We start from the raw sequence: 22,008 nt of genomic DNA on the forward strand, positions 1-22,008 counted from the left end.
ATATTTTGCTGGATATAAGTTATTTGCAGTAATTTTGCAGCGGTAAGCAGAACAACCATTTAAAGTGCAGCATGCACGACCGAAAATTATGATGCCTTGGTTTAAACGAGTAGAGAAAGGAATTATCACGCCAACGGAAGAGAAAAAGGAAACTCCGGACGGCCTGTGGTATAAGTGCCCCGAATGTAAGACGGTTACAAGCATGGCGGAGCACCGTAAAAGCCTGAACACGTGCGTAAAGTGTAACCATCATGACCGCATAGGTTCCAAAGAGTATTTTGCTATCCTATTTGATGATAACAAGTTCACGGAACTGGATGAGAACATGACTTCTGGTGACCCCTTAAACTTCGTGGACTCCAAACCATACCCGGAGCGCACAGCGGCAACGCAGCGTAAGACCGGCCTGAAAGACGCCGTGCGCACAGCCTATGGCAAGTCTGGAGGCCTGGACATTACCATCGCCTGTATGGATTTTGCCTACATTGGCGGTTCTATGGGTTCTGTGGTAGGTGAGAAGATCGCCCGCGCCATAGACCATGCCCGCAAGACCCGTACGCCTTTCCTGATGATTTCTAAGTCTGGTGGTGCCCGTATGATGGAGGCAGGTTTCTCATTGATGCAGATGGCCAAGACCTCTGCCAAACTGGCATTGCTTTCCGAAGAAAAGTTACCTTACATTTCGTTGTTGACAGACCCAACAACCGGAGGAGTAACGGCATCTTATGCCATGCTGGGTGACTTCAATATAGCTGAGCCTGGTGCGCTGATTGGTTTTGCAGGCCCGCGTGTGATCAAAGAAACAATTGGCAAGGACCTGCCCAAGGGCTTCCAGAGTGCGGAGTTCGTGCTGGAGCATGGCTTCCTTGACTTTATAGTGGACCGCAAGGAACTGAAGCAGCGACTGAACGACCTGCTGGGCATGCTGGTTGAAACAGGAGACCAAGGCGGCATCGAGGCGAAGCCTGAAAGGGCCGCAAAGACTTTGTAAGAATTGCACCCGAAAATAGAACCAACAAAAGCCTGTTATCGCACGATGACAGGCTTTTTTGATCACATTAATCCAAAACCGGATAATTTGCAAGGCTGACTGTAGGAGGATATTATAAACTTTTTACGGCAAGAGAAGTAATAGTTGTCGTAAAGCACAATATAGTGCCTATGTTTGGCATTAGTATTGCAAAGACGATAAAAGCGGAATTTTAGTCCGATCTTTTCACTACTATTATCAAAAAAACAATTAAAAATTAAACACAATCCGACACTATGAAATTAGTAAAACTATCGTTGACATCCATGCTGGCCGTAACCATGTTGTTCTCTTCATGCCAGGGCACACGCCAAACTACTTCCGGCACAGGTGATACATCTACTACGACAGGCAATAAAACCGAAACAAGCACGACCGGCACTGACAAGCCAGGTATGAACAAAACCACTAAAGGCGGTATCATTGGAGCCGGTTCAGGTGCTGTGATCGGTGGCGTGATCGGTAACAGAATGGGTAACACGGCTGCTGGCGCTATTATTGGTGCTGCCGTTGGTGGTGCTACCGGTGCTGTAATTGGCCGCCGCATGGACAAGCAGGCCGAAGAGCTGGAGAAAAGCATGGAAAATGCCAAAGTGGAGCGCGTAGGCGAAGCCATCCGTGTTAACTTTGACTCTGGTATCCTGTTCGCCGTGAACTCTGCTGAGTTGAGTGCTTCTGCCAAGAAGGATATCGATAAACTGGCAGAGACGCTGAAGAAGTATGAAGGCACTAACATCATTATTGAGGGCCATACTGACAACACAGGTAGCCGTGAACTGAACCAGGGACTGTCTGAGCGTCGTGCGCAGGCGGTTGCAAACTATGCCCGTACCCGTGGCGTTGACGCGTCGCGTATGCAGGCCAAAGGCTACGCTTTTGACCAACCAATAGCCGATAACACAACCGCAGAAGGCCGTCAGCAGAACCGCCGTGTAGAGGTGATCATTGTCGCCAGTGAAGAGTTGAAGAAAGCTGCTGAGAGCGGTGAGCTGAAATAAGTAAGCTGAAGTAAATCTTTTGAGAGAGGCGTCTGTCGGGTATACCTGGCAGACGCTTTTCTTTTAAACTTGTTATATCCCGATATTCCTCTTTAAAGTGCAACGGGCACTATCAACGTGTGTCTTGGTAAACTTGATATTCTTAAGGCCGTTAACGTATACTATATAGAAAATATAAGTAGCTGATCATCAGTTGTAACTATTCTGGCTGTAATGCCCCTCACATTCAATGCACACCAAACTCTATATATAGATACAACATTTTACCGCCATTTGAGTATTAAGCTCTTGATCTGAGAACATTAAACAGACCATAAAATTTAAGACTATGAAGAATATCAGAATTTATCTTGCAGTGCTTGCCATATTTGGCTTTTTGTTTACCTCATGTAATGCCAGCCGTACTGCCAAAGGCGGTGCGATCGGTGCCGGCTCAGGTGCCGTAGTGGGTGGCGTAATCGGTAAAGTAGCCGGAAACACAGCAGCCGGTGCCATTATAGGCGCTGCCGTTGGCGGTACAGCCGGTGCCCTGATCGGTCGCCGCATGGACAAGCAAGCCGAAGAGCTACGCCGTGACCTTGAAAATGCGAAAGTAGAGCGTGTTGGCGAAGGCATCAAAATCACTTTCGACTCCGGTATCCTGTTCGATGTGAACTCTTCTGATCTGCGTTCTAATGCACAGGCCGACATTGCGCGTCTGGCAACGACACTTAAAAAGTATGAAGACACCAATGTGATTGTGGAAGGCCACACCGATAACACCGGTAGCCGAGAGCTGAACCAGCGTTTGTCTGAGCGCCGTGCACAATCAGTGGCCAACTATGCTGCCGCGCAGGGTGTTGCCCGTAACCGTATCACGACACAGGGCTGGGCTTTTGACCACCCGGTAGCAGACAACTCAACGGCAGCTGGCCGTCAGGCTAACCGCCGTGTGGAAATTGCCATCTTCGCGAACGAGAAGATGAAGAAAGCCGCAGAAAGAGGTGAATTGTAAATCGAAATAAATAACCATCAAGCCAGTTATACCGAACAGGTATAGCTGGCTGATTTTTTATAAGAGCCATGAAAAGAATCATATACCTGGGCGCCTTCAGCATGCTGATAGCCTTGGGAACTACCGCTTGCGAGCGAATGGACCGAAACACCGAAGCCGACCTGGAGGCCAATGCACCTGTAGAGCGGGAGGTGGAGAAAGAGGAGCCGGTATCAGTGCAGGATGCCCTGCGTGCTGATGCCAAATTAGCCCGCTCTATGGGGCTGGAGAAATTTGCAAACTATATGAAAGGCCGTCAGGCTTACTACCAGCAGTTTGAAGAGGTGAAGTACGAAGATGACTTCGTGAAGATCAAGATGGAAGATGACGAACTCAAAATCGAGACAGCTCAAGGCAAAGCCAAGTTTGAGGAGGACGAGTACAAAATTAAGACCGACACTTACAAGAAGAAAAGAGAATTGAACTAATGATTAGCCGGGCCTTGGCGCTTTTGCTTACGAACCAGGAGCGCCAGGCCCATGGCTATTATTCCACCCACAAGCGCCAGCGCCATATCCTTTTGCGCATCCCAGATATCACCCTGCATACCTAGGTAGGCCATTCCCTGCGCATCGCCCTCATAAACCAAATCGGCCACAATCCATTCCACCACTTCATAGACCGCACTCAGCGACAATATAAGCGATAAAGAGAGCAGACAACTCAGAAACACACTCGCTTTGAAGCCACGGACCGCAATTTCGTAGAGTGGGTACGTGAGCAGCAGCCCGAAACCGAAATGCACCAGCCGGTCATAATGGTTGCGGCTGGCGTTAAACTGCTCTTTCATCCATTCTCCGAAAGGATTATCGGCATACTGGTAATAACTGCCATACACATGCAGCAGCAAGAAAAGAAAGATCAAGGTATAGCTCGTGTCAGAGAAGCGGAAGATGTTGTAGAAAGCCACCAGTATGACGACCATCGAGAGCGTGAGTGAGTTTTCGAGGAGCCAGTTGAGTTTGTCGGGTGTCGTAATGCCGGTGTAGGCCCAAAACACCATAAACAGGACTGCATACGCCATATGCAATGGCTTTTGCAGAAAAGGGGCTTCCTTCTGGCGATTTGCTGACATCGTGAGCGTCATGTGCTTTTAGTTTTAGTGCATTGTTGCAGCATTAACCTAAAAGTAATACACATGTTTAGTGAAAATTGATACAAGGCATAAGCACTTAAGGATGGCTATACCTGTTTGGGCCTCACCGGAATGGCTTATGCCAAGAGCTCCTTCTGGTAGAACACCAGTCTGATCGGGTTGTCGGGAGGGTTTTGGGTAGGGTCGCAGTGGTAGCCAAACATCTCTACCCCGTTCATGAAAGGCAGCAGTTTTTTATAATAGGTATGGCCCGTGTTTTCTGTATGGAATGTGATGTCGTGGTAGACGCAGGTGGGCAGCGAGCGCATGCGGCTTAGCCGATCAAACAGAACCTCTGGTTTGCCCAGGTCGCCGGAGTACACAATACGGGAGTCTTCTTCTTCAAAAATATAGGCATAAGACTGTAGTCCTTCTGAGTGCTGTCCGTACGTGTCAACTGCCTTTATTCCATCAAATTCCTCTAGAGGCATAAATTCTGCATACTTGTCGGGGTCTTTCACCTGGATCTTCAGGAACTCGTAGATCTGGTTTTTGAATTGCTCTGATGGATATAGGATAGTAGGCGGCGCAGCCCGGTCGACAATGCTCCTGTGGAGCAGCACATTGGCTAGGCTGCCACTATGGTCGTTGTGGAGGTGAGTGAGCAGAATATATTGAACGCGGTGAATCAGGTTTTTCTGTACCAGTGTTTGGTATACCGTAAAGCCGCAGTCTATGAGCAAGCATTCGTCCCTGAATGCTAACATAGCAGCTGAATTGAGATAATCCACGTCAAAAGCACCACCTGTCCCTAAAAATTTAATTCGCATTGGATTTTTTCTTTACCTCCGATCGATGTTAAAACTACAGGTATAGCGCGACTAGGAATAATTGGTTGTATTATTTGTATTCTTTCTTGAAAAACTAAGGAGTTTTAGTGACTTTCTGGAAGCCAGAAATAAGTTGCGGTTGGTAAAAACGAAGGCAAGTCAGTGGCCGTTTAAAGGAGGCCAGCCAGACTTAAAAACAACTATGGAAGGACATGAACTGCCCGCAGCAGAAAAAGCCCTGATTACTCATGAGATACTCAACCAGGAGTATAAGCGACTGGAGCTTAACCCGCGCCGCAGCCACATGCAGGAGCTAATCTCTACCATGCTCTCGCACCGCACCAACCATGCCGACGAGCAAAAGGCTTATTATACCATGCTGGATCGCTTCGGCGATTGGGAAGGCGTATTGAACGCTCCGGAGGATGAACTTGCCGAGGCGGTGAGTACTACCCGCTATCCTTTGCAGAAAGCTCCGCAGATACAGCAAACCCTGCGCATAATAAAAGAGGAGCGGGGCGAAATGAATATCGACTTTCTGGAAGATTTGCCCATCGAGGAAGCCATGGCCTGGCTGACGCGTCTGCCCGGCGTAGGGCCGAAAACGGCAACTTTGCTGCTGCTGTTCAACTTCAAAAAGCCGGTGCTGCCCGTCGACACGCATGTGTTTCGGGTGAGCCAGCGGGTAGGGATGATCGGAGCCAAAGTAACGGCCAACAAAGCCCACGACATTCTGCTGGAGATGTTGCCAAAAGATGCCACCGAGCTGTTTAACTTCCACAAGCACTTGTTCTGGCACGGGCAAAGGGTCTGCACCTGGTCATACCCAAGATGTGAGAAATGTGTGCTAAATGGGATCTGTAATTACTATAATCAGGTAAGGGTGAAGGGTGTGGATCGGGCTGCGTAACGGACTTGTGCAGCATATGGGTGAGGCAAAGCCGAACATAAATGCTGCACGTGGTTGGCGGATGCTATTCTTCTAATAGAAGCAACTATAATTAGAAGTAACTATAATCTTCTTGCTTTTCTAGTATGAGTAAGCTCACTTATATACTCTTGAAGACGTCGTTCTGATTCTCTAGCATTTTCTACTAAGCTTTCTAATTTGTCTTCTTTTGTTTTTGGACTATCATGCCAAGGGTAATGAAGCAATCCTATTTTCATGATAAAGCTATCGAAGTCTGCTTGAGCTTTATCTATATCTTTTTCTATTTCATATATTGTTCTCATAAAGCTAATTGGGTTACGTGAAAAGATTTGGCTTTATTAACTTACGGTTCATGAAGAGTACCAACCATAGTATAAATGCCCTTCGTTAAAGATGTGTCCCAAATTATTGGGTATATAGTGTCTCCACGAACTTGGTATGTTAACCATGTTGTTGGAGTAACAGATATATAATCTTGATTTTCCTTTATATCTCGGGAGAGAAGCTGAACTATACCTTCGTTACTTAAAGTAATTTTAATAATAGCACATATATTCTCTTTAAATACAAGTGAAACCTTCATGCTAGCTTCAGGAATCTCATACTTTATTTCTTCATTATAGATACTATCATAGTAGCTGCTTCTGACAAAGTTCTTCATGTGCTTTAGCTTGATAACCTTACTTAAAACTTCATCATAACTTTCACCGAAGATTTGCTGAATTTGAAATTGCTCTTGGGAAAGAACTATAGAGGGAAATAAGGTAAGGACTAAAACAATACAGTAGCGGTACATTCTATTTAAGTTATTTACTAATCAACTATATCTCTTTTATAATTTATTGACATACTTAGAGCCTAAGCGAATCAATTTTGTATTATAGCTTTAGCAATACCTTCTGCTGCGTAACGAGCAAATTTATCGTTGTTCTTAAAAGTTGCTACTCTATCACCATTCTTGATTTTCAAACGGGCTATAGTTTCCCCCTTCTTATCAAGTAATGTAACTGTTAAAACTTGAAACCCACCATCTCCAAAATGGATTGGGTGCAACTGTATAATACCAGTTGTTTCAGTTGAAGCTTTACTCATTGGAATTGAGTAATTATCTTTTAATGTATAATACAAATCGTCGCGTAACTGAAGGTCACTAGATGATTGCCCTTTATTGATTACTTTTCTCTCATAGTCTCCACTACTTTTTTGTAATTCTTCAACTGAACCTGTTTCGTAGGCAAAATCTATAATCCAATTATTAATGCTTTTGAGTTTCGATGATTCATAGACTTTAGAATTTACAGATGCACATGAAGAAATGCAAAGCAAAACTGCTGCACTTAAGCAAAACACTACTTTATGGTACACTTTACTCATTTGATTTTTTAGTTAATTTTTTAATTATGAAGTTAAATTTCTTTTATAGCTAGTTACCGCCAACTACTGTGTAAACGTCATTGTGACGTTTATCCACCTAATATAGCATGTTATGTGTAATAAACATACTCCAGCCTAACCCCACTCTCTCCAACTTCTAGCCTAGCCTTTCTCCCACAGACCAAGGCCAGATTATCCGGCTCGTGGCCAGTCGGGAAACCGTAGCAAACAGGGTAATTATATTTAGCAGTATGTTCGGCGATGATCTCGTAAGCATCTTTGCCGAAAGGAATGGCATTGTCTTTCATGAGGCTGAAGTGGCCCACGATGAGGCCGGCGAGATCTTTCAATTTACCGGCACGGTCGAGGTGCACCATCATGCGATCGATGCTGTAGAGGTACTCATCCACGTCTTCCAGAAACAGGATCTTGCCCTTGGTCGTGAAGTCGGAACTGGTGCCAGAGACATTGTGCAGCAGTGCCAGGTTGCCGCCAATCAGTTCGCCTTCGCCAGTACCGTTACGGTTAAAGGCATGCGGCGCGGCACTGTAGCTCAGGTCATCGCCAAAAAGCACGCTTCGCAAACTGTCGAGCGCAGCCTCGGTGCCGCTCGGGAAAAGCAAGGGCATGATGCCGTGCACACTTTCTATACCTAGGTTGTGGATGTGGCAAAGGAGGGAAGTGATGTCGCTGAAGCCGACTACCCATTTCGGATGCTTCTGAAAACGGCTGAAGTCTACCTGATCGAGGATGCGGGTGGTGCCGTAGCCACCACGGGCACAGATGATGGCCTTGATATCGGGGCGGTCGAGGGCCTGTTGCAGGTCCTGCAGGCGCAGGGCATCATCACCGGCAAACACGCCATATTGGGCACCTACCGTGGGGCCTACTTCCACTTCAAGTCCCCACCCTTGCAGGATTTCGATGGCGGCGGCAATTTCTTCGCGGCTAATGAGTCGGGCAGTGGCGATAATGGCGATTTTGTCGCCGGGCTGAAGTGGTGTAATCATAGTAATCTAATTTTTGATGATAAACGAAGGTATAGCTTTTTGCTAAAATTTGCGAGGCTGCAAAATTTTGGGCAATTTCGGAACCCCGTTTGCTTTGGCCTCTGCTATCCGGCACCTGTACCTAAGCTGCCGCTGCTTGGACGGGAACTTTAAACTAACCTTTTTATGACTGAACTTCAGAAAAAAAAGTCGGGAATTGACAAGTTCCTGTCGGTGGTGGAGCGAATCGGTAACGCGCTGCCGCACCCTGCCACGCTATTTGCTGGCTTCGCGCTGCTCGTTGTCATCCTCTCCTGGGTAGCCAGCCTCTTTGACCTGGCGGTAACGCACCCTGGTACCGGCGAGACCATAACACCGGTTAACCTGCTTTCGACAGAGGGCCTGCACATGATCCTGACCAAGATGGTGACCAACTTCACCAGTTTTGCGCCGCTGGGCACAGTGCTGGTGTCGTTACTGGGTATAGGTATAGCCGAAGGCACAGGCCTGATCGGTGCGGTACTACGCTTGGTTGTTTTGTCATCGCCTAAGAAACTGCTCACGTTCGTGATCGTGTTTGCCGGCGTTATCTCCAACACCGCTTCTGAAGTTGGTTATGTGCTTTTGGTGCCATTGGCGGCGGTTATCTTCCTGGCGGCCGGCCGTCACCCGCTGGCTGGTCTGGCGGCAGCTTTTGCTGGTGTGTCGGGTGGTTACAGCGCTAACTTGCTTTTGGGTACAATCGATCCGCTTTTGGCCGGTTTGTCTACAGAGGCGGCCCGTATCATTGACGCGGATTATACCGTGAACCCAGCGGCCAACTATTACTTCATGTTCGTTTCTACTTTCCTGATCGCTGCTTTGGGAACCTGGGTAACGGAAAAGGTGGTACTGCCACGACTTGGAGAGTATACCGGCGACGAGAAGCCACAAAGCATCGACAGACTCAACAAAGACGAGAAGAAAGGCCTGCTATACGCGACAATCGCCATCGTGGCGTCGATTGCTTTTATCCTGGGCGGTTTGCTTCCGGAAGAAGGTTACCTGCGCAACCCGGATACGGGAGAGGTGCTGAACTCACCGTTCATGTCAGGTATAGTAGCCTTCATTTTCCTGCTTTCTGCCATTGCAGGTATAGCCTATGGCGTTGGTGCCAAAACGATCAAGAATGACAGCGACGTGATGCGTGGTATGTCCAAGTCCATGGAAACGCTGGGCTCTTACATCGTGCTGGTGTTCTTCGCGGCGCAGTTCGTGGCCTATTTCAACTGGACCAACCTTGGCCTGATCCTGGCAATCAACGGGGCTGATGTACTCAAGACGATGGGACTGAGTGATATTCCGCTGATGGTGATGTTCATTTTGGTAGCGGCTGTCATCAACTTGGTAATGGGCTCTGCTTCAGCCAAGTGGGCTATCATGGCGCCGGTGTTTATACCGATGTTCATGCTGCTGGGCTATACCCCGGAGTTCACGCAGGTGGCTTACCGCATCGGCGACAGTGTGACCAATATTATCTCCCCGATGATGTCCTACTTCGCCCTGATCGTGGCCTTTATACAGCGCTACGACAAAAACGCAGGTATAGGTACCGTTATCTCAACCATGCTGCCATATTCTGTAGCCTTCTTTATCGGTTGGGTTATCCTTTTGATTATCTGGATATTGGTTGGCTTACCGATTGGGCCAGGGGCGGAAATGTACATGCCTTAACCGATTCAATCAGACCAATAAAAAAGCGCCCGTGCAGACTTATGTTGCACGGGCGCTTTTTTATACTTTTACTTTAAAACAGTTTCAGCCCCAGGCTGAGCAAAAATTGCTGGTTGGCCAGATTGTAATTGCTTTGGTCAGATTCGTTTTGATAGTTGCGGCTGATATGCTCGTAGCGCAGGTCGACGGTCATCCTTTTAATGTCGAGTCCTATACCTGCCTGATAGCCCCAATCTGATTTTTCCAGGAAGCTCTTTATATCCTGATCGTCTTGGCGGGCACTCAACAGCGTAGAGGCCACCGGCCCTGCCTGAATGCGCACTATGTTGCCAAAGGTTATGCCTGCCATAATAGGTACGTCCAGTCTGTTGAATTTGAGGTCAGCCACTTGGTTAGCTAAGGTAGCGTCAGGTCCTGACTGCAATCGCCCCCCTGTCTGGGTAAAAATGGCTTCAGGTTGTATAAAGAAGCCCATAATGTTTAGGCGGGCATAAGCTCCGGCATGATAGCTTGTCACAGATTCCTTTTTAGCATACTCTGATGGGTTGCTGATCACGTCCTGCACATCCACACTCGATGAACCAACACCAGCCTTCACACCACCGGTAACAGTCTGTGCCTGGGCTGCCGTACCGATAGCAATAAGAGTAAATATAGTTAGTAAAGGAATCTTCATTGTTGTCTTCTTAAATTTAACCTTGGCTTATACATGCTTTCAAAGCAAAAGTATAACGAATTGCAAATAGCTAGTTAGTACGTAGCCTGATAAATATAAACTTTAGTGTGCGGTCTTCTGTGCTGCTGACTTTCAGCTTGGGGTATTAAACGGGAAGTACGGCTGTGGCTTCAATTTCTACAAGTAAGTCCGGATTGATAAGCGCCTTTACCTCTACCATGGTAGTGGCTGGTTTTATGTCCTGGAAGAACTCGCCATGAGCGCGGCCAACTTCTTCCCACTGGCTGATGTCAGTGACGTAAATGCGGGTACGGATCACGTCTTGCAGTGTAGCTCCGGCCTGTTGTAATGCCTTCTCAATCTTCTTGAGCGTATACCTGGTTTGCTCATACGGGCTACCTATACCTGTTACCTGGTCGCCATCGGTTGCGGTGGTCCCGGCTACTTCTACTACATTACCAATGCGGACCGCGCGACTATATCCTACGATGTCTTCCCATACGGCGCCAGAGGATATGTTTTGTCTTTTCATAAGTTTAAGAATTTGAGAGTTTGGAAGTTATAAAGTTTTGAATTTAGAAGTCAGAAAGGTGAAAGGTTTTGTAAGGACAGGTTGTGACCTGTCCGAATCGTGCACCGGAATTATTTAATCAACCATTAAACAATTCAACAATTTAACCCTCCTTCGGTCAATAATAAACACATTCATATCACTGATTTATCTTAGGGGTGGCAAATTCATCGGGCTTCCTATACCTGATACTCCCGCATAATCCTTAATTTTGAGTTTATACTGCTCCACCGAATGCGTCTGAGATCTAAACCTGTGCTTTGCAACTACTACGTTACGTACCGCTGTAACGCAAAGTGCTCGTTCTGCGACATCTGGGAGAAGCCTTCGCCTTACATTACTTTGGAGGACGTCGCCCAAAACCTGCGTGACCTGAAACGGCTGGGTGTGCAGGTAATCGACTTCACAGGCGGTGAGCCCTTGCTGCACCGTGAGATAGACCAATTTCTGGGGATGGCGCACGATATGGGCTTCATCACCACGCTTACTACCAACGGGCTGCTATACCCTAAACTGGCCGATCGGCTCAAAGGCAAGATAGACATGCTGCACTTTTCGCTGGACTCGGCTCACAAGCAAGAGCACGATACCGGCAGGGGCGTGGCCTGCTTTGACTTTGTGATGGAGTCGATACAGGTGGCGAAGCGGCTCGGGGAGCGGCCCGATATCCTGTTCACGGTGTTTCGGCACAATCTGGACCAACTGGAGGAGGTATACCGCACCATCACGCAGCCCAATAAACTCATGCTGATCATCAACCCGGCCTTCGAGTACAACGATGTGGCCGTGGGCGAACAGCTAACAGAAGAAGAACTCAACTACCTGACTGCTTTCGGCAAACGCAGGGGCGTATACCTGAACGAGGGCTTTGTACAGCTACGACGCGATGGGGGCAACCATGTGGCTGACCCAGTTTGCAAAGCAGCCAGCACCACGTTGGTGATCTCGCCTGAGAATGAACTGGTGCTGCCCTGTTACCACCTGGGCACCAAAAGTTTCCCGATAGAAGGCCAACTGCATGCGCTATACCTGAGCCAGGAGGTGGAGGCGCTGAAAAAACTGGAAGGAAGACTGCCTGCCTGCGAAGGCTGTACCATCAATTGCTACATGCAGCCCAGCTTCGCCGTAGAAATAAATAAATACTTCTGGAAGGCCCTACCAAGCACACTCAGGTATAACCTAAGCAAAGGCACCTGGAAGAGGCTTTTGAATTGATGAATGGTTAAATTGTTGATTGTTAAATGGTTAAATTGCTGATTGTTGATCGTTTAGTGTACGACTTGGGCAGGCCGGTTTCGTTGTTCGTTACCCGTTGTTCGTTATTCGGCAAGAATCACCGGGAAGGTCGCTACTTGCCCTCATAACGTACCACTAACTCAGAACTCAGAACTCGTGACTCTTAAACTCTCTAACTTCTAAACTCTCAAACTTCCAAACTTTCTAACTTCTAAACTAAAAAATATGCCTGTAATACTTCCTGTGAAAGGTATAGCGCCTCAGTTGGGTGCTGACTGTTTTGTTGCTGAAAACGCCACCATTGTGGGCGATGTGGTACTAGGAAAGGAGTGCTCGGTGTGGTTTAATGCCGTCATTCGGGGCGATGTGAACGCCATCCGTATCGGTGACAAGACCAACATCCAGGACGGTGCCGTAATCCACTGTACCTACCAGAAAGCGGCCACCACCATCGGCAGCAACGTGTCGATCGGTCATAATGCCATTGTCCATGGCTGCAGCGTGGAAGACAATGTACTGATCGGGATGGGGGCTATTGTAATGGACAATGCGCTTGTGCAGAAAAACTGCATTGTGGCAGCCGGAGCCATCGTGCTGGAAAACACCGTTTGTGAGTCGGGCTACATCTACGCAGGTATACCTGCCCGAAAGGTGAAGCAGTTGAGCCAGGAGCAGATCGACGGCCTGGACAAAGTAGCCAACAACTATGTGATGTATAGTGGCTGGTTTACAGGGCAGGAGGTATAGCTGTCTGAATTAGAGCGTTGGAGGTTCTGACTGCGGCTCAATCTGATATTGGAAATCTTCCCGAATGGTAAAGAGCACCCACTCCACACGGCGGTCAGATTTTTCCAAAACCCGGATTTCGTACTCATTGAAATCCGCCATTTCGTTAAGGTCGTCTGGTATGTGGCCATAGATCATGGTGACAAGTCCGCCTACGGTTTCGTAGTCATCGCCCTCCGGAAGCGGGAAAGGCAGGTAATCGTTGGCATCGGAAATAGGGGCGGCACCGTTCACCCGGTACTCAAAATCACTCACGCGCTCTACAACCGGTACCTCCTCATCGTACTCATCCTGAATCTCGCCTACGAGTTCCTCAATGATGTCCTCGATGGTAACGATGCCCGAGACACCGCCAAACTCGTCGGTAACGATGGCCATGTGCATGTGGCGGCGCTGGAACTGCTGCAGGAGGCGCGGAATTTTCTTGGTTTCAGGCACGAAGTAAGCCGGTCGCATGAGTTTCTCGATAATGATCGGTTCGTTCAGGCGCATCATGCTCAGGATATCCTTTACGTAAAGCACACCTACAATATTGTCGATGGCCCCATCGTAAACCGGCAGCCTGGAGTAACCTTCCTCAAAAATCACCTCCATCAGCTCAGGCTCAGGTATGGTTAAGTCGATCGCCACCATGCGGGTGCGTGGCACCATGACCTGCTTGACCATACGCTCATTGAACTCAAACACATTCTCCATAAGCTCATGCTGCGAGTCTACCAGCAGGCCCCCCTCTGCGCTTTGCTCAAACAGCAGGCGCAGTTCTTCGGGGGAGTGCACTTCGGAGCCATGCACAGGACGTATACCCATCGAGCGCAAAACTAAGTTGGCAAAACCGTTGAGAATCCAGATAAATGGCCGGAACAGGTAGTAGAAAAAACGGAGCGGCAGGGTAACGGCTAAGGTGGTAGCCTCAGAGCGCTGTATGGCAAGCGATTTAGGGGCTAACTCACCAAACACGATGTGCAGCACCGTAATGATGGCAAATGAGATGGGCAGCGCGATTTTGTGAGCCAGGGCCTCAGTACCCTGAAATCCGAAAAACTCCATGACGTTGATCACGATCTCGGACACAACGCTCTCGCCGATCCAACCCAGTCCCAGCGAAGCAAGCGTTATACCCAGCTGCGTAGCCGACAGGTAAGCGTCGAGGTGGGTGAGCATGTGTTGGGCCAGTTTGGCCATAGAGCTTCCCGCCTGCGCACGCAGCTCAATCTGTGAAGCCCTCACTTTAACAATCGCAAACTCTGCGGCCACAAAGAAACCGTTGAGCAATACCAGAAATATAGTGAGTAGGATGTTCAGAACCATAGCGTGTCTTAGCAGTTTTGCTGCCTGCAGCGTAAAATTAAGCTAAAATACGTGCTTTTGCTATATATGTACAAGCTATGTGAAATAATACCTACCAAAGGCAGAAAATTATGGTGTGCAAATAGAAAGCAGGCGTGCAAAACCAGCAACAGTGAAAACATAAAAGGTGTCGTACGACACCTTTTATGTTTGACACTTCTCAGGCAATCAGGAAAGAGTGCGCATAATGGGAGCCTGGGCGGTGTAAAACAACTCGCGGGCATTCTCCGGCGAAAGACGGTCAAGGAAAATGGTTTTGGCCTCTTTTTCGGAGATCAACTTGTATGCATGGCCTGAGGAAGTGTCCTGGAAGGGATTGCAAAAGGAATAAATATACTGGTTGGAATAGGTCTTATACACGATGTGGAAATTGTGACGCTCGTCTTGAACGAGTTTGATAGCTTTAAACAAATGACCAAACTCTTTCCCACACTCGGTTTTGATAGCAGAAGATTCCTGTGGCTGCAAGTCTGTATTCATAGTTTGGCAGATAGTAGTTGTGAATAATCGTATAGGAATTATACACATCGCAAGTCCTATAAATTCCTGCAAAATGCCAGATAACTCGTTTTATCCGTGAACGGTTATAATCTTGGTGTGAAAGTGTTTTTGTTGATTATCAGTTGTTTAGCTATGTTTAAGATGGTTGATGGCATGGTTGGCTGGTAGGGTCCTCCTATGGTTTGAGTAGCAGCAGAACGCGGGGGGTGGAGTTGGCTAGCAACGATATTTTTTATTCCCTTAAGAGCCTGTATGTGGGGTGGCTTGTTATTTGTAGCAACTGAATGCATATTGGAAGGTATACGGAAGCTTTATGTCTGCGGAAAGGTAGAGTATGGGCTCTAAGGTATCGCATTCAGCTAAAAATCCATACTTTTGTAGTTACAAAGCGCTTATATTGGCCTGCCAGCAAAAGGATTGGCTGCCAGTTGGAGAGGCTCTCATTTATGCCCGACATACTACATGAAATATACCCTTATGAAAAATAACCTGAGGCAGCTGCTGACCACCTTGTTGCTGTTGCTGACAGTCACTGTTGTGGCGCAGGCGCAAGTACTGAAACCGGCCACCTGGAGCTATGATGTTTCTAAAAAAGAAGTAGCAGTAGGCGATGAGGTAGAACTGATCTTCAACGTTAAAATCAACAAAGACTGGTATCTCTACTCCTCTGACTTCGATCCGGACCTGGGGCCTATGGTCACCGAGTTTAAGTTTGAGAAGCATCCTTCCTACCAACTGCTGGGCAAAATCAAGCCGGTTAACCCGAAGAAGAAGTATGATGACCTTTGGGGAGGCGAGTATACCTATTTTGTGGGGACGGCACAGTTCAGGCAGAAGGTAAAAGTGTTGCAGCCCGACCTAGTGATTAAAGGGGCCTATGAATACCAGGTATGTACCGATGTCGATGGGAAGTGTATTCCGTTTGACGATGACTTCAGCTTTACCAACAACCAGATAAAAGTAACCGCAGCTATACCTACGGCTACGCCCTTAGAAAAAATAGAGCAAGCGCCGAAGGAGGCTACTACGCAAGCCACTGCCCCCGATGGGCTCGACACGGCCGTACCAGCCATGCTTCCCGAAGACTCTATGCTGGCCGCTGCCGATGCCCTTACGCCTGTCGAGGATACGTTTGCGATCAAGGAGAGCGAAAGCACGACACCTGCATTAAAGGATTTTACGGGCGAGGAGGAATCCAAAGGCAATATCTGGACTTTCATGCTGATCGCCTTCGGCTCCGGATTAGTAGCATTGCTTACACCCTGCGTGTTCCCGATGGTGCCGATGACGGTGAGTTTCTTTACGGGCAGCAGCCAAAACCGGGCGCAGGCCATCGGCAAGGCCCTGCTCTATGGCGTGTCCATTATTGCCATTTATACCGTGGCCGGTACGATTGTGGCCAAACTGTTCGGCGCAGACGGGGCTAACTTCCTCAGCACGCACTGGCTGCCTAATGTGCTTTTCTTCGCTGTGTTTGTGATATTCGGTATGTCTTTTTTAGGCTTGTTTGAGATCACGCTTCCAAGCTCTTGGCTCAACAAAGCCGATGCACAGGCCGATAAAGGTGGTATACTGGGTGTGTTCTTTATGGCCTTTACCCTGGTGCTGGTGTCGTTTTCGTGCACTGGCCCAATTGTGGGAAGTATTCTGGTAGCCTCTGCCGGCGGCGAGACCCTGCGCCCAATCGCGGGTATGTTCGGTTTCTCGCTGGCTTTTGCGCTGCCCTTTACCTTGTTCGCTATTTTCCCGTCGTGGCTTAGCGGCCTGCCCAAGTCTGGCGGCTGGCTCAACTCAGTGAAGGTGGTGTTGGGTTTCCTGGAACTGGCCCTGGCGCTTAAGTTTCTGAGCATTGCCGACCAGGTATACCACTGGGGTATTCTGGATCGGGAGGTATACCTGGCGCTTTGGATCGTGATCTTCGCTTTAATGGGCTTCTACCTGCTGGGTAAGCTCAAGTTCTCCCACGATTCTGATCTGCCTTACATCAGTGTGCCGCGTGTTTTCATGGCCATCGCGACGTTTGCTTTCGTGGTATACCTGATTCCGGGTATGTTCGGGGCACCGCTTAAGGCGCTGTCCGGTTACCTGCCGCCGCAGTCTACCCACGACTTCGACATCAATGCACTGGTGCGCCAGAGCGGGGGAGGAAACTCAGCGCAGTATACCTCGGCTAACCAACTGTGCGAGCCGCCCAAGTATGCTGACTTCCTGCACCTGCCGCACGGCTTGCAGGGCTACTTTGATCTGGAGCAGGCCAAGCGTTGCGCCGCCGAGCAAGGCAAGCCTATCTTCATCGACTTTACCGGCCACGGCTGCGTGAACTGCCGCGAGATGGAGGCCAATGTGTGGTCCCATCCGGAAGTGCTGAAGCGCCTGCAGGAGGACTATGTGATAGCCGCTCTCTATGTAGATGACAAAAGCGAATTGCCTGAAAGCGATTGGTATGTGAGTGAGTACGACGGCAAAGAGAAGAAGACCCTGGGCAAGAAATACGCTGACTACCAAATCACGAAGTTCAACGTGAATGCCCAGCCCTACTATGTGCTGATGGACGAAAATGAGAACATGCTGGTAAAGCCCATCGCCTATGACCTGAGCGTGGAGAACTTCATAGCGTTTCTGGATGCGGGAGTGGCTGCCTATAACAAGCAACAGCAAGTCGCCAAAAAGTAGCAATATATAGGCACAAAAGCTACGTGACATAAGGTCGATATAAACAAGAAAGCCCCACCTTTTCAGGCAGGGCTCTCTTGTTTTAGAGGAAGTCTGACGTCTATTATCTGGCGTCTAAAAACTACTTCGCTTCGTTGAATCGCTTGGTTACTTCTTCCCAGTTCACCACATTCCAGAATGCGCTGATGTAATCCGGGCGACGGTTCTGGTAGTTCAGGTAGTAAGCGTGCTCCCATACGTCCAGACCCAGGATCGGCTGACCCCCGCAACCTTCAGCGAATGGCATCAGTGTGTTGTCCTGGTTCGGCGTAGAGCAAATCTCCAGCTTACCGTCTTTCATGCAAAGCCAAGCCCAACCAGAGCCGAAGCGGGTAGCAGCGGCAGCGTTGAACTTCTCCTTCATCTGATCGAAAGAGCCGAAAGCCGAGTTGATGGCATCTGCCAGCTCACCGGATGGCTGCCCGCCACCGTTAGGCGAAAGCACAGTCCAGAACAGGTTGTGGTTGTAGTAACCGCCGCCATTGTTGCGAACCGCCTTATTGTCTTCTTTCACATTTCGCATGATCTCCTCGATGCTCATGTTTTCCATCTCAGTGCCCGCTATTGCCTTATTCAGGTTGTCGGTATAAGCCTGGTGGTGCTTGGTATGGTGTATTTCCATCGTGCGCGCATCAATGTGTGGTTCCAGCGCGTCGTAGGCGTAAGGTAGTTTCGGTAATTCGAAAGCCATAGTTTTATGTGGTTTTATATGTGAAAAATAGCATGCGTACAGATTTATTGGTTTACGTATGCGTCTAAAAACTGAGTTTAAATTTAGTTATTTTCTTTTAGCAGAAAAAAATGTCGCCATCAGATCGGCACATTCCTGCGCCATTATGCCGCTTACCATCTCGGTTTTGGGATGCAGCAAATTGCCAACTCTCCTATACCCGCGTTTGGGCTCCGAAGCACCGTATACCACCCGCTTCAACTGTGCCCAATAGCTGGCCCCAGCGCACATCACGCAGGGCTCTATGGTTACGTACAGGGTGCAGTCGTTGAGGTATTTGTTGCCCAGGTACTCAGCAGCGGCGGTAAGAGCCAGCATTTCGGCGTGGGCCGTTACGTCGTTGAGTTTCTCCGTTTGGTTATAGGCCTTGGCGATGATGCGGTTATTGCTCACCACCACGGCCCCAATCGGGATCTCTCCCTCCGCAAAGGCATACTGTGCCTGCCGGAAAGCCTCCTGCATAAAGTGCTCATCGCTATGTATAGAAAGTATATCCAAGGTATAGGTATAGCTAGTGAAAGAACAAGTACTGTTGCCAGTTGTTGCTCAAGGTACAAAAAAAAGCCCCTCCGGAAAAGGAGAGGCTTTTTTGAAAGGGCATAAACCCGTTATTTTATCTTGATAGAACCCATAATCTCACGGGCTGGGTCCTGCCAGTCATTCTTCATTACAAAAGGCAGATGCATCGAGAATACCATCAATTGGTTGCCCTGTATGGTATATTGCATGATGCTGTACTTCTGCACCGGCGCCAGGTTAGTCGCCTTTCGTTCATCGGCCATCACCGACACAAACTCAAACACGATGTAGTCGCGCCCATTGATATTAGTCACCTCATCACGAATGAAGTCTACCTTGGTAAAGCGCTCCAACAGATTGGCTTTGTAGATCTCACGCAACATGTGCAGATCCTGCGCCCCAAACTGCGACCTTTTCTGCGTCATGCTAAAGTCCACCTGCCCATTGGGGCTTGTGTATACGGCTACCGGTTTGTTAGCAGCAGGATATTTTCGGGCAATGCCGTCATCGGGCATCGGTGTGAAGTCGCGGGGCAGTAGCAGGCTCACTTCTTTGGTGATCTGGGTTTTCTTCAGTTTGGTGTCAGCCAGGGCTACACCGGCAATAAGGATAATAACTAGAAAGGCTAAGTAACGCATGTTCATTGGTTTCGGTAGAGCAAAGGTATCAAATAATCGGGTCTGGCGTATTTAGAAGCAATTATTTTGCCAAACATCCTGATGGCACTTTAAACAGGTGTATTGTGCTGTTTTACATCTTCTGCTTTTAGAAGCCGTTATATTTTAACAGGCGCCTTACCTTTTGAGCGTCGGTTAATACTATTGATTACTCACTTAAAACAGAAAGCTATGTTAGACAGCATCATCAACAGTGTGAAAGGACAACTCACCGGCGAGTTGCAAAATCAATTCAAATTGGATCCGGGGCAGGCCAACCGCTCTGTGGATTTGGCGAAGGAACACATGACCGAAGGCTTGAAGAAAGAAGCCACCGGCGGAGATTTTGGTGGTATCATGGATATGCTGAAGGGAAAGAAATCGCATGAGGACAATCCGGCCACCAATAACATGATCCAGAGCTATGTCAACGATCTGTCTGCGAAAGTAGGTATACCGGAGTCGATGGCCAAGCAGGTAGGACCGTTTGTAATATCGTTCCTGATGGGCAAGATATCCGGCAAGGTACAGGCAGAGGGCATGGGGCAAAGCGATGTGATGGGGATGCTCGGAGGCGGCCTCAAAGACAAGCTTACCAAAGGCATGGGCGACAAGTTGGGAGGCTTGTTCAACTAGCTGAAAAAGAGAGAAGCCATACCTAGCAGGTATGGCTTCTCTTTGTGTTGTGTCGTGGTTTTTTTGTTGCGGATCGGCAACTTACTTACATCTCACCTTAAACAAGTATGCCTGTAATTGCCAGACGGGCCGGCAATATCTATAATCAACTTATACCTTTGAAATCTTATTGGAGGGTAGCGCTGTGATAACTACTGCACCCGGAATAAAGTTTCTGGAGTAAAGCTTATTTTTTTTGCTGTCTGATTTTTGATAATGAATACTTCAGCTAAGAAGATTTTGGGCTTGTTTTCGGTGGTATTCTTTCAGGTAAATTAAGGTGTGATAAGATAACTTACCCTGAAATGAGGCGCGAAGATACTGCAAATTCTGATCGTATTGCTACAGATTATTTTATCAGGGGTAAATTATTTTAAAAAATGACAACAGTGCTTCAAAAAACACCTGCTTCCCTTGCCTAACAGCGTCGCAATGGACTATTCCGTCAGATTATACCTTACTAAATAAGGGCACGCGTCGCTCATATCAAAATGAAATATACTAACCCATCACTTTTATCGACCAAGACCAGTAAAGTACACATTTTACCCATAATCATTCTTCCTGATTTATCTTTTCGGTAATTTTGCGGCATCCAATTGAAATCATAGCTGCGGTATACCCTATGTTGTTGGCTATCAGCGATATTTTCTAAACCAGGCCCGAATGAAGTCAGATACTAAACAAAAAAGCGCTGCTGTGCTATCCCTTTTCAGTTTTAAAAATGCAATCAGACTGCTTTCAGGAATCGTCATAATCTTACTGGCGGTATACGGCTATGGCCTGTTACAGCCAAAGGCGGGCGGGTATTCCCCGAATATACTCGTGATGGGGCATGCCGGCTCCGGGTTCTTCTCGCCGCTTAATCCCTTCAATCCGTTGCCCTCCAACAGCATGGCCTCCATCGTGAAGGCGATGGAAGAGAACGGTGCCGATGGGGTTGAGGTGGACGTGCATGTGAGCAAAGACGGTATACCTATACTTTACCACGATACCAGACTGGAGACAATGAGCGAGGGGGCAGGCATGATTGAAGCGCTGTCAGCGTCCAAAGTAATAGGCTTGAGGTATAAGGGGGGCTTTTTCTACGATCTGTTTCACACAGAAAACATCATCACCCTGGAGGACATGCTGCAGCTGTTCCAGCAATATGAAGATTTGCCCTACTTGCATATAGACGTTCGAAATCACGATGAGAACCGTAACGTCTTCTATGCCCAGTCGCTGCTCGCTTTATTGCGCAGGTATGAATATCCGTTGGAGAAGCTGGCCTTTATTTTTCCGGATGCGACCCTGCTCAACACCATCAGGGAACAGGAACCCCAAGCGGTTCTGCTGTTGGATGCCGGCAGCGACTTTGATGTGTCGGTAAAAGAAGCGCTTTCCCATAAATTGCATGGCGTCGCAGCCAACGGCAAGCAGGTCACGAAAGAACAAGTTCAGCGCGCCAAAGAGCAGGGGCTCCAGGTGGTGCTCTTCGGCGGAAAGTCCGGCAGCAGCATTGCCCATATGCTCGACATGGGCCCTGATGCCATACAGGTAAACAACGTGAAGCGCATGCGTGCCTTAGTTGACGGCAGGTAGCATAAATCTATCCTATCAACAGCAGGAGCAGCGCAACCAATA

The 22,008-nt window shown here is 48.3% G+C and carries 24 protein-coding genes; 11 read left to right on the top strand and 13 right to left on the bottom strand.

The genetic code is table 11. The features are described 5' to 3' along the window. The first annotated feature begins 91 nt into the window (after window positions 1–91). From accD to H9Q13_RS05240, 4 genes are all read left to right on the top strand, one after another. Window positions 92–991 (top strand): acetyl-CoA carboxylase, carboxyltransferase subunit beta, encoded by a 900-nt coding sequence (gene accD / locus H9Q13_RS05225; RefSeq protein WP_191183326.1) that lies wholly within the window; start codon window positions 92–94, stop codon window positions 989–991. A gap of 275 nt (window positions 992–1,266) precedes the next feature. After that, window positions 1,267–2,028, top strand: a complete 762-nt coding sequence (locus H9Q13_RS05230; RefSeq protein WP_224744098.1) for an OmpA family protein — start codon at window positions 1,267–1,269, stop codon at window positions 2,026–2,028. Between the two features lie 328 nt (window positions 2,029–2,356). Next, the gene (locus H9Q13_RS05235) at window positions 2,357–3,022 is read left to right on the top strand and encodes an OmpA family protein (protein ID WP_191182731.1); all 666 of its coding nucleotides are present in this window, start codon (window positions 2,357–2,359) and stop codon (window positions 3,020–3,022) included. A 68-nt stretch (window positions 3,023–3,090) separates the two neighbouring features. Then, on the top strand, window positions 3,091–3,489 hold the full coding sequence (locus H9Q13_RS05240) for a hypothetical protein (RefSeq protein WP_191182732.1): 399 nt from the start codon (window positions 3,091–3,093) through the stop codon (window positions 3,487–3,489). Here the strand turns inward: H9Q13_RS05240 and H9Q13_RS05245 are convergent. Then, window positions 3,486–4,148, bottom strand: a complete 663-nt coding sequence (locus H9Q13_RS05245) for a DUF2238 domain-containing protein (RefSeq protein WP_191182733.1) — start codon at window positions 4,146–4,148, stop codon at window positions 3,486–3,488. The genes H9Q13_RS05240 and H9Q13_RS05245 overlap by 4 nt on opposite strands. A gap of 125 nt (window positions 4,149–4,273) precedes the next feature. Then, entirely contained in the window at window positions 4,274–4,966 is a 693-nt protein-coding gene (locus tag H9Q13_RS05250) for an MBL fold metallo-hydrolase (RefSeq protein ID WP_191182734.1), read from the bottom strand. A 202-nt stretch (window positions 4,967–5,168) separates the two neighbouring features. Between H9Q13_RS05250 and H9Q13_RS05255 the strand changes: the two genes are divergently transcribed. Then, window positions 5,169–5,876: an endonuclease III domain-containing protein gene (locus H9Q13_RS05255; protein ID WP_191182735.1), complete on the top strand. Its 708-nt coding sequence runs from the start codon at window positions 5,169–5,171 to the stop codon at window positions 5,874–5,876. A gap of 101 nt (window positions 5,877–5,977) precedes the next feature. Here the strand turns inward: H9Q13_RS05255 and H9Q13_RS05260 are convergent, their stop codons facing one another. From H9Q13_RS05260 to H9Q13_RS05275, 4 genes are all read right to left on the bottom strand, one after another. After that, the gene (locus tag H9Q13_RS05260) at window positions 5,978–6,199 is read right to left on the bottom strand and encodes a hypothetical protein (protein ID WP_191182736.1); all 222 of its coding nucleotides are present in this window, start codon (window positions 6,197–6,199) and stop codon (window positions 5,978–5,980) included. A gap of 41 nt (window positions 6,200–6,240) precedes the next feature. Then, the gene (locus H9Q13_RS05265; protein ID WP_191182737.1) at window positions 6,241–6,558 is read right to left on the bottom strand and encodes a hypothetical protein; all 318 of its coding nucleotides are present in this window, start codon (window positions 6,556–6,558) and stop codon (window positions 6,241–6,243) included. A gap of 206 nt (window positions 6,559–6,764) precedes the next feature. Continuing rightward, window positions 6,765–7,271 carry a hotdog family protein gene (locus tag H9Q13_RS05270; RefSeq protein ID WP_191182738.1) on the bottom strand — a complete coding sequence of 169 codons (507 nt, stop codon included), beginning with the start codon at window positions 7,269–7,271 and terminating at the stop codon, window positions 6,765–6,767. A 110-nt stretch (window positions 7,272–7,381) separates the two neighbouring features. Beyond that, complete coding sequence (locus H9Q13_RS05275) at window positions 7,382–8,281, bottom strand: S66 peptidase family protein (protein WP_191182739.1); 900 nt, start codon at window positions 8,279–8,281, stop codon at window positions 7,382–7,384. Between the two features lie 165 nt (window positions 8,282–8,446). Here H9Q13_RS05275 and H9Q13_RS05280 point away from each other — a divergent pair, with 165 nt between their 5' ends. Beyond that, window positions 8,447–9,973, top strand: coding sequence for an AbgT family transporter (locus H9Q13_RS05280; protein ID WP_191182740.1), 1,527 nt, complete (start codon window positions 8,447–8,449; stop codon window positions 9,971–9,973). Window positions 9,974–10,046: 73 nt separating this feature from the next. Here the strand turns inward: H9Q13_RS05280 and H9Q13_RS05285 are convergent, their stop codons facing one another. Beyond that, on the bottom strand, window positions 10,047–10,649 hold the full coding sequence (locus tag H9Q13_RS05285) for a porin family protein (protein WP_191182741.1): 603 nt from the start codon (window positions 10,647–10,649) through the stop codon (window positions 10,047–10,049). Between the two features lie 145 nt (window positions 10,650–10,794). Beyond that, entirely contained in the window at window positions 10,795–11,181 is a 387-nt protein-coding gene (locus tag H9Q13_RS05290) for a RidA family protein (RefSeq protein ID WP_191182742.1), read from the bottom strand. Between the two features lie 273 nt (window positions 11,182–11,454). Between H9Q13_RS05290 and H9Q13_RS05295 the strand changes: the two genes are divergently transcribed. After that, window positions 11,455–12,435 carry a radical SAM protein gene (locus H9Q13_RS05295; RefSeq protein ID WP_191182743.1) on the top strand — a complete coding sequence of 327 codons (981 nt, stop codon included), beginning with the start codon at window positions 11,455–11,457 and terminating at the stop codon, window positions 12,433–12,435. 246 nt (window positions 12,436–12,681) lie between these two features. Next, a complete protein-coding gene (locus tag H9Q13_RS05300; protein ID WP_191182744.1) occupies window positions 12,682–13,203 on the top strand; it encodes a gamma carbonic anhydrase family protein in 522 nt (173 codons plus the stop codon). Window positions 13,204–13,212: 9 nt separating this feature from the next. Here the strand turns inward: H9Q13_RS05300 and H9Q13_RS05305 are convergent, their stop codons facing one another. Together H9Q13_RS05305 and H9Q13_RS05310 are read right to left on the bottom strand one after the other, a co-directional pair. Further along, window positions 13,213–14,550, bottom strand: coding sequence for a hemolysin family protein (locus tag H9Q13_RS05305; RefSeq protein ID WP_191182745.1), 1,338 nt, complete (start codon window positions 14,548–14,550; stop codon window positions 13,213–13,215). Window positions 14,551–14,757: 207 nt separating this feature from the next. Next, entirely contained in the window at window positions 14,758–15,069 is a 312-nt protein-coding gene (locus H9Q13_RS05310; RefSeq protein ID WP_191182746.1) for a hypothetical protein, read from the bottom strand. A 498-nt stretch (window positions 15,070–15,567) separates the two neighbouring features. On the opposite strand from H9Q13_RS05310, the gene H9Q13_RS05315 reads away from it, so the two are divergent. Next, complete coding sequence (locus tag H9Q13_RS05315) at window positions 15,568–17,763, top strand: protein-disulfide reductase DsbD family protein (RefSeq protein WP_191182747.1); 2,196 nt, start codon at window positions 15,568–15,570, stop codon at window positions 17,761–17,763. Between the two features lie 121 nt (window positions 17,764–17,884). Here H9Q13_RS05315 and H9Q13_RS05320 read toward each other — a convergent pair whose 3' ends face one another. The 3 genes from H9Q13_RS05320 to H9Q13_RS05330 form a co-directional block, all read right to left on the bottom strand. After that, a complete protein-coding gene (locus tag H9Q13_RS05320) occupies window positions 17,885–18,493 on the bottom strand; it encodes a superoxide dismutase (RefSeq protein ID WP_191182748.1) in 609 nt (202 codons plus the stop codon). 87 nt (window positions 18,494–18,580) lie between these two features. Continuing rightward, the gene (locus H9Q13_RS05325) at window positions 18,581–19,024 is read right to left on the bottom strand and encodes a nucleoside deaminase (RefSeq protein WP_317173884.1); all 444 of its coding nucleotides are present in this window, start codon (window positions 19,022–19,024) and stop codon (window positions 18,581–18,583) included. A gap of 116 nt (window positions 19,025–19,140) precedes the next feature. Continuing rightward, the gene (locus H9Q13_RS05330; RefSeq protein WP_224744099.1) at window positions 19,141–19,689 is read right to left on the bottom strand and encodes a hypothetical protein; all 549 of its coding nucleotides are present in this window, start codon (window positions 19,687–19,689) and stop codon (window positions 19,141–19,143) included. Between the two features lie 210 nt (window positions 19,690–19,899). Here H9Q13_RS05330 and H9Q13_RS05335 point away from each other — a divergent pair, with 210 nt between their 5' ends. Further along, window positions 19,900–20,343, top strand: coding sequence for a DUF937 domain-containing protein (locus H9Q13_RS05335; RefSeq protein ID WP_191182750.1), 444 nt, complete (start codon window positions 19,900–19,902; stop codon window positions 20,341–20,343). A gap of 705 nt (window positions 20,344–21,048) precedes the next feature. Beyond that, window positions 21,049–21,966 (top strand): glycerophosphodiester phosphodiesterase, encoded by a 918-nt coding sequence (locus tag H9Q13_RS05340; RefSeq protein WP_191182751.1) that lies wholly within the window; start codon window positions 21,049–21,051, stop codon window positions 21,964–21,966. Window positions 21,967–22,008 lie beyond the last annotated feature (42 nt).

The organism is Pontibacter aquaedesilientis, from assembly GCF_014773225.1.
Lineage (GTDB): Bacteria > Bacteroidota > Bacteroidia > Cytophagales > Hymenobacteraceae > Pontibacter > Pontibacter aquaedesilientis.